11 protein-coding genes and 1 tRNA gene are annotated in these 13,655 nt (G+C 71.2%); 11 read left to right on the top strand and 1 reads right to left on the bottom strand.

Annotation, left to right across the window (positions count from 1 at the left end; genetic code table 11):
* The first annotated feature begins 53 nt into the window (after positions 1-53).
* From ACGFIQ_RS33255 to ACGFIQ_RS33205, 11 genes are all read left to right on the top strand, one after another.
* On the top strand, positions 54-659 hold the full coding sequence (locus ACGFIQ_RS33255) for an NUDIX domain-containing protein (RefSeq protein ID WP_393249820.1): 606 nt from the start codon (positions 54-56) through the stop codon (positions 657-659).
* Positions 660-998: 339 nt separating this feature from the next.
* Positions 999-2,114: an alanine dehydrogenase gene (ald, locus tag ACGFIQ_RS33250; protein WP_393249818.1), complete on the top strand. Its 1,116-nt coding sequence runs from the start codon at positions 999-1,001 to the stop codon at positions 2,112-2,114.
* Positions 2,115-2,155: 41 nt separating this feature from the next.
* Positions 2,156-3,121 (top strand): site-specific tyrosine recombinase XerD, encoded by a 966-nt coding sequence (locus tag ACGFIQ_RS33245; protein WP_393249816.1) that lies wholly within the window; start codon positions 2,156-2,158, stop codon positions 3,119-3,121.
* 180 nt (positions 3,122-3,301) lie between these two features.
* Positions 3,302-4,225, top strand: a complete 924-nt coding sequence (locus tag ACGFIQ_RS33240) for a ParA family protein (RefSeq protein ID WP_124862901.1) — start codon at positions 3,302-3,304, stop codon at positions 4,223-4,225.
* Between the two features lie 86 nt (positions 4,226-4,311).
* Positions 4,312-5,406, top strand: a complete 1,095-nt coding sequence (locus ACGFIQ_RS33235; RefSeq protein ID WP_393249853.1) for a segregation and condensation protein A — start codon at positions 4,312-4,314, stop codon at positions 5,404-5,406.
* Positions 5,399-6,325 carry an SMC-Scp complex subunit ScpB gene (scpB, locus tag ACGFIQ_RS33230; RefSeq protein ID WP_393249814.1) on the top strand — a complete coding sequence of 309 codons (927 nt, stop codon included), beginning with the start codon at positions 5,399-5,401 and terminating at the stop codon, positions 6,323-6,325. Before ACGFIQ_RS33235 ends, scpB begins: the two co-directional genes overlap by 8 nt.
* On the top strand, positions 6,312-7,082 hold the full coding sequence (locus ACGFIQ_RS33225) for a pseudouridine synthase (protein WP_088947533.1): 771 nt from the start codon (positions 6,312-6,314) through the stop codon (positions 7,080-7,082). The genes scpB and ACGFIQ_RS33225 overlap by 14 nt, the downstream gene beginning before the upstream one ends.
* Before the next feature lie 196 nt (positions 7,083-7,278).
* Positions 7,279-7,959: a (d)CMP kinase gene (cmk, locus tag ACGFIQ_RS33220; protein ID WP_393249811.1), complete on the top strand. Its 681-nt coding sequence runs from the start codon at positions 7,279-7,281 to the stop codon at positions 7,957-7,959.
* Positions 7,960-8,014: 55 nt separating this feature from the next.
* Positions 8,015-9,418, top strand: coding sequence for a ribosome biogenesis GTPase Der (gene der, locus ACGFIQ_RS33215; RefSeq protein WP_357080589.1), 1,404 nt, complete (start codon positions 8,015-8,017; stop codon positions 9,416-9,418).
* Positions 9,419-9,612: 194 nt separating this feature from the next.
* A tRNA-Pro gene (locus ACGFIQ_RS33210) sits at positions 9,613-9,686 on the top strand.
* 689 nt (positions 9,687-10,375) lie between these two features.
* Positions 10,376-10,615 (top strand): ATP-binding domain-containing protein, encoded by a 240-nt coding sequence (locus ACGFIQ_RS33205; protein WP_393249809.1) that lies wholly within the window; start codon positions 10,376-10,378, stop codon positions 10,613-10,615.
* A gap of 15 nt (positions 10,616-10,630) precedes the next feature.
* On the opposite strand, the gene ACGFIQ_RS33200 is transcribed toward ACGFIQ_RS33205, so the two are convergent.
* On the bottom strand, positions 10,631-13,621 hold the full coding sequence (locus ACGFIQ_RS33200) for a BTAD domain-containing putative transcriptional regulator (RefSeq protein ID WP_393249807.1): 2,991 nt from the start codon (positions 13,619-13,621) through the stop codon (positions 10,631-10,633).
* Positions 13,622-13,655: the final 34 nt, after the last annotated feature.

Raw genomic sequence — 13,655 nt, 5'->3', positions numbered from 1 at the left:
AGGCTCAGCAGCGAGGCGCCTCGCGCCGTCGCCGAGCGCAGCGAGGCGACGGCGTGAGCAACCTGGAGCACCGCTACGAGGTGCGGTCCCGCGAGGAGCGGTACCGGGGCCGGATCTTCGACGTGGTCACCGAGGAGGTGACCATGCCGGGCGGCGGGACCGGGGTGCGTGACCTGGTCCGGCACGTCGGGGCGGTGGCCGTGGTGGCGCTCGACGACGCCGGTCAGGTGGTGCTGATCCGGCAGTACCGGCACCCGGTCGGGCGGCACCTGTGGGAGCTGCCCGCCGGCCTGATGGACGTCTCCGGCGAGGAGTTGCCGGCGGCCGCCCTGCGGGAGCTGGCCGAGGAGGCGGACCTCACCGCCGGGCAGGTCGACGTGCTTGTCGACCTGCACAGCTCGCCCGGGTTCACCAACGAGTTGGTCCGGGTCTTCCTGGCCCGGGACCTCGCCGAGGTGCCGGCCGACGAGCGCCACGAGCGCCGCGACGAGGAGGCCGACCTCCAGGTCGTCCGGCTCGACCTGGACGAGGCGGTGGCCATGGTCCTGGCCGGTGAGATCACCAACGCGTCCGCGGTGGCCGGGCTGCTGGCCACGGCCCGCGCCCGGGACACCGGCTGGTCGGCGCTGCGCCGGGCGGACGCGCCGCTGCCCCGCTGAGCGCCGCCGCCGGTCCATCCCGGCGAGGGAGTACGCGCGAAGGGGCCCCGCGGTCAGCCGCGGGGCCCCTCGCCGGCTGGTCGCGCCCGCACCGGACAGATGCGACGATAGTTGCCGAACACCGTACCGCCGACCGGGGCGACGATCGACTGGCGATTCCGGGTGGTGCCCTGACACACCGTCAGGACACCCGGGCACCGGATGCCACTGTGCTGGCTCACGGCGGCATCGGGCACGCCTAGACTGCCGCCGGCGGGACCGGTGGACCGTGGTGGCAAAGGGGCCACCGCGGCACCGAGCAGTCGGGGGAGCGCAGCCCCGAAGAGAGGTGTCTGCATCGTGAAGGTCGGAATCCCACGCGAGGTCAAGAACCACGAGTACCGCGTGGCGATCACGCCAGCGGGCGTCAACGAGTTCACCCGCGGTGGTCACCAGGTCTTCGTCGAGTCCGGTGCGGGGGTCGGCTCCAGCATCACCGACGAGGAGTTCGCCGCCGCCGGCGCGACGATCCTCGCCACCGCCGACGAGGTGTGGGAGACCGCCGAGCTGGTGCTCAAGGTCAAGGAGCCGATCGCCGAGGAGTACCACCGGATGCGCGAGGGGCAGGTGCTCTTCACCTACCTGCACCTGGCCGCCTCCAAGCAGTGCACCGACGCGCTTGTCGACCGCCGGGTCACCGGCATCGCTTACGAGACGGTCGAACTGCCCGACCGGTCGCTGCCGCTGCTCGCCCCGATGTCCGAGGTGGCCGGCCGGCTCGCCCCGCAGGTGGGCGCCTTCTACATGATGCGTACCGGCGGCGGGCGCGGTGTGCTGCCCGGCGGTGTCTCCGGCGTGTACGCGGCCAAGACCGTGGTCATCGGCGCCGGCGTGTCCGGCATGAACGCCGCCGCGATCGCGCTGGGCCTGCAGTCCGAGGTGCTGCTGCTGGACAAGAACGTCGCCCGGCTGCGGTCGGCCGACGCCATCTACCGCGGCCACCTGCAGACCGTCGCGTCCAACGCCTACGAGGTCGAGCGGGCCGTGCTCGACGCCGACCTGGTCATCGGCGCGGTGCTGGTGCCCGGCGCGAAGGCGCCGACGCTGATCTCCAACGAGCTGGTCTCCCGGATGAAGCCGGGCAGCGTGCTCGTCGACATCGCGATCGACCAGGGCGGCTGCTTCGAGGACTCGCGCCCGACCACCCACGCCGACCCGGTCTACAAGGTGCACGAGTCGATCTTCTACTGCGTCGCGAACATGCCCGGCGCGGTACCGAACACCAGCACGTACGCCCTGACCAACGTCACCCTGCCGTACGCGCTGGAGCTGGCCAACCACGGCTGGCGCGAGGCGCTGCGCCGCGACCCGGCCCTGGCCCTGGGCCTGAACACCCACGACGGCCAGGTCACCTACGGCCCGGTCGCCGAGGCGCACGGCATGGACGTGCTCGCGCTGACCGACGCGCTGGCCTGAGCGGTGGCGGGCTGACCGGCGGCACCGACTCCGGCGCCGGCGTGGGTGAACCGCCCACGCCGGCGCTGCGTCGTGCCGTGCGCGGCTACCTCGACCACCTCACCGTCGAGCGTGGACTGTCGGCGAACACGCTCTCCTCGTACCGTCGGGATCTGGACCGCTATCTCGCGACCCTGGCCGACGCCGGCGTCACCGACCTCGCGTCGGTCGGCGCCGGGCTCGTCGAGTCGCACCTGGCGCGGCTGCGCGCGGGCGACGACGCGCACCCGCCCCTCGCCGTCTCCTCCGCCGCCCGCGCCGCCAGCGCGGTCCGCGGCCTGCACCGCTTCGCGCTGCGCGAGGGGCTGGCCGGCGCCGACCCCAGCCGCGACGTCCGCCCACCCACGCCGCCCCGCCGGCTGCCCCGGGCGCTCGGAGTCGACGACGTGGTCCGGCTGTTGGAGACCGCCGGCCCGGTCACCGCGACCGGCGCGGACGCCCCGCTCGCGCTGCGTGACCGGGCGCTGTTGGAGTTCCTGTACGGCACCGGCGCGCGCATCTCCGAGGCGGTCGGCGCCGCCGTGGACGACCTGGACACCGACGAGGGCACCGTGCTGCTGCGCGGCAAGGGCGGCCGGGTGCGGCTGGTGCCGATCGGCGGGTACGCCGTCGACGCGGTACGCGCCTACCTGGTCCGGGCCCGCCCCGGCCTGGCCGCCGCCGGTCGGGGCACCCCGATGGTCTTCCTCAACGCCCGGGGCGGCGCGCTGACCCGCCAGGGCGCCTGGGGCATCCTGCGCGGCGCCGCCGGGCGGGCCGGGCTGCCCGTCGACGGGCCCGCCGCCGTCTCCCCGCACACCCTGCGCCACTCGTACGCCACCCACCTGCTCGACGGCGGCGCCGACGTCCGGGTGGTCCAGGAGTTGCTCGGCCACGCATCGGTGACCACGACGCAGGTCTACACGTTGGTCACCGTGGAGCGGCTGCGCGAGGTGTACGCCACCGCCCATCCGCGCGCCCGGGACTGAACCCGGTCGCGGTCGGCTCCGACACGCCGGGCCGGTACCGAACCCCCTGCTGGTCGGTGGCGTACAGTCGGCATCGGCGCGGACCTCCTGGAGCGACACGACCGGGGTGCGCAGCGGCGCCGCGAAGGACGTCGGACGGCTCCGACGCCGGGTGGGTCGTCGGGAGGGGGCAACGAGCACATGGCTGGCAACGGTGACCGTGCCGAGACCTGGACGTCGGAGCTCCGCGAGCAGCAGGCCACGCTCGGCGCGGACCTGGGTCCCGCGGACCCGGCTGCGTACACGATGCGCAAGCCCATCCCCGAGCCCATGCCCACCGACCGGCACGGGCCGGCGCGCATCATCGCGATGGCCAACCAGAAGGGTGGCGTCGGAAAGACCACCACCACCATCAACCTGGGCGCGGCGCTCGCGGAGTACGGCCGCAAGGTGCTGCTCGTCGACTTCGACCCGCAGGGCGCCCTCTCGGTGGGGCTGGGGGTCAACCCGCACAACCTCGACCTGTCCGTCTACAACCTGCTCATGCAGGACGACGTGATCGCCGAGGACGTCCTCATCAAGACCGACGTGGCGGGCCTGCACCTGCTGCCGGCCAACATCGACCTCTCCGCCGCCGAGATCCAGCTCGTCAACGAGGTCGCCCGGGAGATGGCCCTGGCCCGGGTCCTGCGGACGGTCCGCAAGGAGTACGACTACATCCTGATCGACTGCCAGCCCTCGCTCGGCCTGCTGGCGATCAACGCGCTGACCGTCGCCCACGGCGTGCTCATCCCCCTCGAATGCGAGTTCTTCAGCCTGCGCGGGGTGGCCCTGCTGCTGGACACCATCGACAAGGTGCGCGAACGGCTCAACTTCGACCTGGAGCTCGAAGGCATCCTCGCCACCATGTACGACAGCCGCACCACACACTGCCGGCAGGTCCTGCAGCGGGTGGTCGAGGCGTTCGGCGACAAGGTCTACCAGACGGTCATCACCAAGACGGTGAAGTTCCCCGAGTCCACGGTGGCCGGTGCCCCCATCACGACGATGGACCCGGCGTCCTCCGGGGCACGCAACTACCGTCAGCTGGCCCGCGAGGTGATCGCCGCCCAGTCGGAGCGGTAGCCGGAACGCCCGGTGCCCGCCTCGTGGACTACGGTCGTGCGGTGACCGCGCCACCCCTGGACCCGCCCGAGACCGCCGCTCCGGCCGTGGTCGACGGTGTGCCGCCCGCGGACCTGGCTGCCGACCTGCCTGCCGAGTCGGCTGCGACCGGCTTCACGGTCCGGCTGGCCAACTTCACCGGCCCGTTCGACCTGCTGCTGCAACTGATCGGCAAGCACAAGCTCGACGTCACCGAGGTGGCGCTGCACACGGTCACCGACGAGTTCATCGCCTACATCAGGGCGATGGGCGACGACTGGGACCTCGACGAGGCCAGCGAGTTCCTGCTCATCGCCGCGACCCTGCTCGACCTGAAGGCCGCCCGGCTGCTGCCCGCCGCCGAGGTCGAGGACGAGGCAGACCTCGCCCTGCTGGAAGCCCGAGACCTGCTGTTCGCCCGCCTGCTGCAGTACAAGGCGTACAAGGAGGCGGCAGCGCACATCGCCGAGTTGGAGGCGGTCGGCGGCCGACGGTATCCGCGCGCGGTCAGCCTGGAGGCCCGCTACGCCGACGCGCTGCCCGACCTGGTGCTCGGCATCGGCCCGCAGCGGCTGCTGAAGCTGGCCGTGAAGGCGATGACCCCGAAACCGGTGCCGGAGGTCTCCATCGCCCACGTGCACATGGTCCGGGTCAGTGTCCGAGAACACGCGGCGATCCTCACCGCCCGGCTGCGCCGCGCCGGCACGGCCACGTTCTCGCTGCTCTGCGCCGACTGCGAGGCCACCCTGGAGGTGGTGGCCCGGTTCCTCGCGCTGCTGGAGCTGTACCGGGAGGGCCTGGTGTCCTTCGTGCAGGAGCAGGCCCTGGAGGAGCTGACCGTGCGCTGGACCGGCCCGGCCGACGGCGACACCGAGCTGCACGTCGACGAGTACGCGGGCACCCCGGCCGATCCGGAGTCGGCGGCGGTCGGGCCTGAGCCGGCGGGGGTTGGGCCTGCGTTGGCGGGGGCTGAGTCAGCGGCGGTTGGGCCTGAGTCGGCCGGGGTTGGGTTCGAGTCGGCGGGGGTTGGGTCTGCGTTGGCGAGGGTTGGGTCTGAGTCGGCTGGGGCTGAGCCTGTGTCGGTGCGGGTTGGGCCGGAGTCGGTGGGGGAGGCCGGCGGGCCGGACGGGGTGAGAATGACGGAGGGTGCGCGGGATGAGTGACGAGGAACGCCGGGACTCGCTGGCCGACCAGGCTGCCGCCTGGGTCCCCCCGTGGGACCGCCCTCGCCCGCCCGCCGCCGCGAACACCCCCGACGCCCCGCCGGACGAGTCGGCTCCGCTGTCGGATCAGGGAGATCTTGGAGGGAAAGCGCTCCTCCAGGGGCCGAAACCTTCCAAGATCTTCGCCGAGCCGAGCGCGAACGCGTCGGGCTCGGGCTCGACGGAGTCGGGCTCGGAGTCGGGGCCGGGCTCTGGTTCGGTGGCGGGGACCGGCTCGGGGGTGGGGGAGTCGGGTGGGGCTCGGGGCGTACCCCGTCGGGAGGTTGTGGGACGGCGGCGGGTGCCGGCCGCGCCGGAACCCGCGCCCGAATTGTCCGACGCCGAGCTGCGCGGCGCGTTGGAGGCGATCCTGCTGGTAGTCGACGAGCCGGTCAGCGAGTTGGTCCTGGCGCAGGTGCTCGAGCAGCCCGCCGAACGGGTCGGGCCGATGCTCGACGAGATCGCCGCCGGTTACACCGCGGCCGGGCACGGGTTCGAGCTGCGGCGGGCGGCCGGCGGGTGGCGGCTCTACACCCGGCCGGAATACGCTACGTACGTCGAACGGTTCGTGTTGGACGGGCAATCGGTGCGGCTGACCCAGGCGGCGTTGGAGACGCTCGCCGTGGTCGCCTACAAGCAGCCGGTGACCCGTTCGCGAATCTCGGCCATCCGGGGTGTGAACTGCGACGGGGTCATCCGTACGCTGGTCACCCGCGGCCTCGTCGAGGAGTGCGGCACCGAACAGGACAGCGGGGCGTTTCTCTACCGGACCACCACGTTGTTCCTGGAAAAGCTCGGGCTGAACACCGTCGACGAGCTGCCGCCCCTCGCACCCTTCCTGCCCGACGACGTAGAAGAGCTTGCTGATGCGACCCGATAACCGTTCCCCCAAACCCGACGCCCCTGTCTTCGAGGGGGCTGAGCGCCTGCAGAAGGTGCTCGCCGCCGCTGGCGTGGGTTCCCGGCGTGCCTGCGAGGACCTGATCTTCCGCCGCCGGGTCACCGTGGACGGGCGGGTCGCCAAGCTCGGCGACAAGGTCGACCCGGCCACCGCGGTGATCCACGTGGACGGCGAGCGCCTCCAGGTTGACGTCCGCCTGGTCTACGTGGCGATGAACAAGCCGCGCGGGGTGGTCACCACGATGGCGGACGAAAAGGGACGCAACGAGCTGTCCGACTTCATCGGCGCCCGGCTGGAGCAGCGGGTCTACCACGTCGGGCGGCTCGACGCGGACAGCGAGGGCCTGCTGCTGCTCACCAACGACGGCACCCTCGCGCACAAGCTCATGCACCCCTCATACCAGGTGCTGAAGACGTATCTCGCCGAGGTGGTCGGGCCGATCCCGCGCAACCTGAGCAAGCGGCTGCTGGCCGGCGTCGAGCTGGAGGACGGGCCGGTCACTGTCGACTCGTTCAAGGTGGTGGACACTCTGGGTAAGAGCGCCCAGGTCGAGCTGAGCCTGCACGAGGGCCGCAAACACATCGTGCGGCGGCTGATGGAGGAGGTCGGGCACCCGGTCACCCGTCTGGTGCGTACCTCCATCGGGCCGATCCGGCTGGGTGACCTGCGCACCGGGCGGATCCGGCGGTTGACGAACGCCGAGGTCGCCGCCCTGTTCAACGCGGTGGGTGACTGACCCCGGGGGTTGCGGGTACGGCTGCCGGTAGGCTCCACCGACGGCCGGGACGCGGCAGTCGGAGGTGGCGTGGGTCGCCTCCGGCGGCGGCGCGCGCGGGTCCGCCAGGGACCGCGGGCATGATTGATGACGATTGACGACCGCTTGCGGCGCCACTCACCGGGCGATCCGTGAGGTACGGGCTGAGGAGGACACGGTGCAGGAAAACGTACGGACCGGGCGATGTGTGGTCGCTGTGGACGGGCCGTCCGGTTCGGGTAAGTCCACCGTGTCGCGGCGCCTCGCCGCGGTCATCGGTGCGCGCTACCTGGACACCGGGGCGATGTACCGGGCGATCACGTGGGCCGTGCTGCGCTCCGGCGTGGACCTCACCGACACCGCGTCGGTGGCGAAGGTCGCCGGCGAGGTCAAGCTGCACATCGGCACCCACCCGCAGGGGTACGCCGTGACCGTCGACGGCGTGGGCGTGGACGCGGATATCCGGGGCCCGGAGGTGACCGGCGCGGTTTCCGCCGTCGCCGCGGTGCCGGCGGTCCGTGAGCTGATGGTCGCCCGGCAGCGCGAGATGATCGCCAACGCGGGCCGGATGGTCGTCGAGGGTCGTGACATCGGCTCGGTCGTCGCCCCGGATGCGGACCTGAAGGTCTTCCTGACCGCGTCCGAGGCGGCCCGTGCGGCCCGACGCAGCGCCGAGGACGCCGCCGACGTGGCGGCCACCGCCGCGGACCTGGCGCGCCGGGACCGTCTCGACTCGACCCGCAAGGTCAACCCGCTGACCCAGGCACCGGACGCGGTGGTGCTGGACACCACCGAGTTGGGCATCGACGAGGTCGTGGCGCGGCTGCGGCACCTGCTCACCGAGCGGGGTGTGGCATGAGTGAGTTCGGTGTGGTTGTCCCTCATGGCGGTCCGGAGCGAAGCGGAGGAGCGGCATGAGCGAGGGTGCGGGCTGGGTCGAGTTGCGGGAGCCCGACGTCGCCGTCGAGGAACCGAGCGGGCCGCAGCCGGTGGTGGCCGTCGTCGGCCGCCCCAACGTGGGTAAGTCCACGCTTGTCAACCGGATCATCGGCCGCCGCCAGGCGGTCGTCGAGGATGTTCCCGGTGTGACCCGGGACCGGGTGCCGTACGACGCGCAGTGGAACGGCCGGGCGTTCACCGTGGTGGACACCGGCGGCTGGGAACCGGACGCGAAGGACCGGGCCGCGGCCATCGCGGCGCAGGCCGAGACGGCGGTCGTCACCGCCGACGTGGTCCTCTTCGTGGTCGACGCCATGGTGGGCTCCACCGACGTCGACGAGGCCGCGGTGAAGATGCTGCGGCGCAGCGCCAAGCCGGTGATCCTGGTGGCCAACAAGGCCGACAACACCTCCATCGAGATGGAGGCGACCTCGCTCTGGTCGCTCGGCCTCGGCGAACCGTTCCCGGTCTCCGCGCTGCACGGACGCGGCTCCGGCGACCTGCTGGACGCCATCCTCGCCGCGTTGCCGGAAGCGCCGGCGATCGTCGAGAACCGGCCGCGCGGACCCCGGCGGGTGGCGCTTGTCGGGCGGCCGAACGTGGGCAAGTCCAGCCTGCTCAACCGGTTCTCCGGTGAGGATCGGGCGGTTGTCGACTCGGTGGCGGGCACCACTGTGGACCCGGTGGACAGCCTGGTCGAGATCGGCGGTCAGACCTGGCAGCTCGTCGACACGGCGGGGCTGCGCAAGCGGGTAGGCAAGGCCAGCGGCACCGAGTACTACGCCAGCCTGCGCACCGCCGGTGCCATCGAGGCCGCCGAGGTGGCCGTCGTGCTGCTGGACTCCAGCGAGCCGATCAGCGAACAGGACCAGCGGATCCTGTCGATGGTGACCGAGGCCGGCCGGGCCATGGTCATCGCGTTCAACAAGTGGGACCTGGTCGACGCCGACCGTCGCTACTACCTGGACAAGGAGATCGACCGGGAGTTGCGCCGCATCCCCTGGGCGATCCGGCTGAACCTGTCGGCGATGACCGGCCGTGCCGTGGACAAGCTGGCCCCGGCCCTGAACAAGGCACTGGCCAGCTGGGAAACCCGGATCCCGACCGCGCAGCTCAACCAGTGGTTGACCGCGCTGGTGCAGGCCACCCCGCACCCGGTGCGCGGCGGTCGCGCACCGCGGATCCTGTTCGCGACGCAGGCCGGAGTGGCACCGCCACGGTTCGTGCTGTTCACCACCGGCCCGCTCGACGCGGGGTACCAGCGCTTCGTCGAGCGCAAGCTCCGCGAGGAATTCGGGTACGAGGGCAGCCCCATCGAAATCTCGGTCCGCCCCCGCAAGAAGCTCGGCCCCGGCGGCCGAGGCAAGGCGCACGGCTGACCTGATCGCGGAAAATGCCGGATGGGCCCTCGCCGTGGCCCATCCGGCATTTCCCTACCCCACCCTCCTAGGACGCTTTAGGGGCTGTGCGGTGGGCGGTTCGGTAACGTCGCAACGCAGGTGGGGCCTGTGCGGACGAGCCGAGGCTGCTGCGCTAAGCTGTACCGGCTGCCGCGGGGGAAACCGCGCGGGGGCGGGACGTGGCGCAGCTTGGTAGCGCACTTGACTGGGGGTCAAGGGGTCGTCGGTTCGAATCCGGCCGTCCCGACAGACAAAAAGCCCTGACCAGCGGAAACGTTGGTCAGGGCTTTAAGTTTGTCTATGGAGTTTTGAACCGCCCCCGAAAACCCCCCATTTACCGGGGTCGGCAACCAGGTTCGTCATCCCTGCGCATCGTTGGGCAATGCGGGTGTGGGACGTCGCCTGCGGTCGGTGCCGAGTCGCTCGAGGATGTCTGAGACGTCCGGGGCTTGGGCGGGCTTGGCGATGTAGTACGTGGCGGTAAATGGTGCAGGTTCGTCGCCGGCAGCCGGCCGCACCGCGCCCGAGTGACGCGGCGCGGGGAGGGCACGCCGGGTCTGCGCGGCGGGTCGCGGATGGCGAACCGGTTGTGGTTACTGCGCCTCCGGCGGGGCGCTCGGGCTCCGAGATGGTGGGACAACGCGGGCGGCTCGCGGTCCGTGGGTGATTGCGCTTGACCTTCCCGCCCGCCGACGACCCAGGCGAGCCGAGCAGACCACCGCCCGACCCGCCAGCGTCCGACCGTGCGTCAAGGTCCGCTTGACACGGCAGGCCGGGCGGCGACCCGCTCCTCGGAGGGCGGGTCGACGGCAGACAGTGAGGATGGAAGATCTGATATGCCGGGTTGGTCGGTGCTGCGCTCGACTACCGAGAGCACGCTGGAGCGAGGAACTCGCGCCAGCGTTTGCCGGTGCTCAGATCCGGGGCGGCGATCATGTGTCGCACACCCTGGTCACGGGTGTAGGTGGCGTTCCCGCGCACCGTATCGCCGAATTCCGCCTCCTGCTGAGTGATGTGCCGGTGCTCACCGCAACCCAGGCCAAGGGATTGGAGTGGGACGCGACGCTGCTCGTCGACCCGCAGGGCGTCGCCGCTGAGCCGCGCGGCTGGAACGGCCTCTACGTCGCGCTCACCCGATGCGCCCAGGACCTCGGGCAGCTGACACTCACGCGATGATCGCCAGCCCCGCTGTCATCCGGAGCCACCGTCGGCGATCCGGTCCTGGAGCCCCGCCGCCTCCACGAAGCGATGCTGCGCGTGGAGCAGATCCATCGTCCGCCGCATCACCTCCCGAGCCTCGGCATGTCTACCGACGCTGGTGTACACCTCACCCAGGCTACTGAGTGAGTCGACTTCGCCACGGGTGTTGTCTACTCGCTGGTACATCTTCAATGCCTGGCCGAAACGAGCCAGCGCTTCGGTGTGCCGTCCCGTGTGTTGGGCGAGGTATCCCATGGTGTGCACGGTGTCGGCCTCGAGGTCCGGATGGTGGTGTCGTCGGATCAGCTCCAACCCGCGCTCACACGCGGCCTGCCCCTCCTCGAACTGGCCGAGATGGGCGTGGAGCCAGCCGATCGCGTTGAGGGCGCGTGCTTCCTCCACCGGTTCGCCCAATCGCTGGAAGAGCCTCAGTGCCTGATCCGCGTGCTTCAGGGCACGCCGCAGCTCACCATGGCGATACCAACTCACATTGAGGGCGTAGTGTGCGCGGGCCTGTTCCGCGGTGTCTCCCGCCCGCTCGGCCCAGCGCAGCGCCGTACGCAGATGGTCGAACGACTCACCGAGGTGGCTGCGGCTACAGGCCTGACCGAGGAACCTGTACGCCATGGCCCGCACCTCCGGTTCGCCCTCCCGGTCCGCCGCGGCAGCCCCTGCCCGCCAGACCACGACTGCGCTCAGGGGCCGCCGCCGGGCGTGGAAGGTCACCAGGGTCCGCGCCAACTGCCAGACCGGCCGGTGCCAGCCGTGTGCCACGGCCAGCCGCTGCGCCTCGACCAGATGGGAGTGCTCCAGGTCGAACCAGGTCATCGCCTCAGCGGCGCCGAGTACCTGGTGGGGAACACATCCCGGCGCGGGCGGACCGAGTTCGACGGGTGGTCGCCGGGGATCCAGGGCACGATCCGCGGCGTAGGCGGTGTGCAGGTAGAAGTCGACCAGCCGCCGCAGCGCGGCATGCCGGAACGCCGGGTCACGCCGGTTTACCTGCTCAGCGGCGTACAGCCGTACCAGGTCATGCAGGCGGTAACGTCCCGGCAGCGGTTGCGACACCAGTGACGCCGCGGTCAGCCGACGCAGCAGCTCGCGGACCCTCGGCATCGGCCTCGCGGTGAGGCTCGCCGCCGCCGGCAGGCCGATGTCCCCGGACGAGACCAGGCCGAGCAGCCTGAAGACCTCCGCCTCATCCGCGGACAGCGCCTGGTAGGACCAGGACAGGACCGCCCTCAGATTGACCTTGAGATCCCCCGCGTCGAACGCGTCCAGTCGGGCGGTCGTGTCACCAAGCTCCTGAGCCAGGGAGTGCAGCGGAAGATGTGTCTGGACGGCCGCACGGGCCGCGGCGATGCCCAGCGCCAGGGGCAGACCGGCACAGTAGTCGACTATCGCTGCGGCAGCCCCGGACTCCCTCGCCACCCGCTCCTGTCCGAGGTGGTCCGTCAGCAGATCCCACGCCTCCGATTCGGGCATGACGTCGAGAACCAGCGGGTGGGCTCCATGGGTCACCGCCAGAGCGGCGAGTTGGCTCCGGCTGGTCACCAGCACAGTGCAGGCCGAGCCGCCGGGTATCAGCGGCTCGACCTGCGCGCTGCTCCGGGCGTTGTCCAGCATGATCAGCATGCGTCGATCGGCCGCCAGGCTACGGTAGAGCGCTGCCTGGCCGTCCTCGTCGGCCGGCAGATCGTTCGCGTTGACGCCGAGGGCATCGAGGAAGGTGCGTACCAGCGCGGCCGGCGACGCCGGCTCGGCGTCCGGGCCGAATCCGCGCAGGTCGGCGTAGAGCTGGCCGTCGGGAAAGAGGTCGAGATTCGCGTTGGCCCAGTGCAGGGCGAGACAGGTCTTGCCGATCCCACCCGCGCCTCCGATGGCTGACACCACCACCGTCCTCGACCGGTCGTCCACGTCCCGAGCCGCCGCGTCCAGGTAAGCGATCTCGTCCGAGCGCCCGGTGAACAGCCGCGGCCGAGCAGGAAGCTGATGCGGGACGATCGATGCTGCCGGCCGATCGCCCGGGTCCGCAGGTGCGGTCACGACCTGGTCGTGCGGGTCGGGCCCGGGCCGAATCTCGACGTCCGGATCCTGCTGGAGCAACGACGGATCGTTTTGTAGGATCCGCTCGAAACGATCGCGCAGCTCCGGCCCGGGATCCACCCCGAATTCGTCGGCCAGGTACCGGCAGGTGTCGGCATACCGCCTCAACGCGTCGACCTGCCTGCCACTGCGGTACAGCGCCAGCATGAGCTGACCGACAAACGGTTCGTGCGCCGGATACCGTCCCACGACGTCCGCAAGCTCGGCCAGCACCTCGTGGTGGTGCCCGTGCCGTAATTCGAGGTCGAAGCACTGTTCCCACGCCGACCGCCGCAACTCGTCGAGCCGGGCCGCGACAGCCAGCGACCGCTGACCCTCCAGACCAGCGAGTGCCGGACCGCGCCATTGGGACAACGCCTCACGCAGCAGCACGACCGCTCCAGCGGTGTCGTCGTGCCGCCGCGCCCGTGCCTGATCCAGACAACGGTCAAAGGAGAGCACATCCACCGCGGCCCGGCCCGGGTTCAACGCGAAGCCATGCCCCTCGGCGACGATGACGCCGGGTGGAAACCCGGCCGCGACGAGCAGCCGACGTAACGCGGTGGTCCGGTTGCGTACCTGCCGCCGGGCCGTGGCTGGCGGGTCGTCCCAGACAAAGCGCACCAGTTCCTCGATCGAGACCATGCGACCCGCCTCGATGACCAGTGCGGCAAGAACCGCTTCGGAGCGACTGCCCCCGATGTTCAGCCAATGATGATCGGCGGCGACCCGCACCGGTCCCAGAATTTGAAACTTCATCGGCCACCCGTTCCGATGTGGTGAACACGGCTGTGCAGATTCTATGCGGGCTCGGTGCGACTCCCAGGCATCGTCGAACCACCGGATCGTCCGACCGGTGTGAGAGATCGCAAAGGAGGCCGAAGTGCTTCTACGCACAGCCGTAAAGGCCGGTGACCGCCTGTTGTCACTG

Source organism: Micromonospora sp. NPDC048898 (assembly GCF_043198035.1).
In the GTDB taxonomy this organism is placed as follows: domain Bacteria; phylum Actinomycetota; class Actinomycetes; order Mycobacteriales; family Micromonosporaceae; genus Micromonospora.
This window is presented reverse-complemented; position numbering and strand designations above follow the sequence as displayed.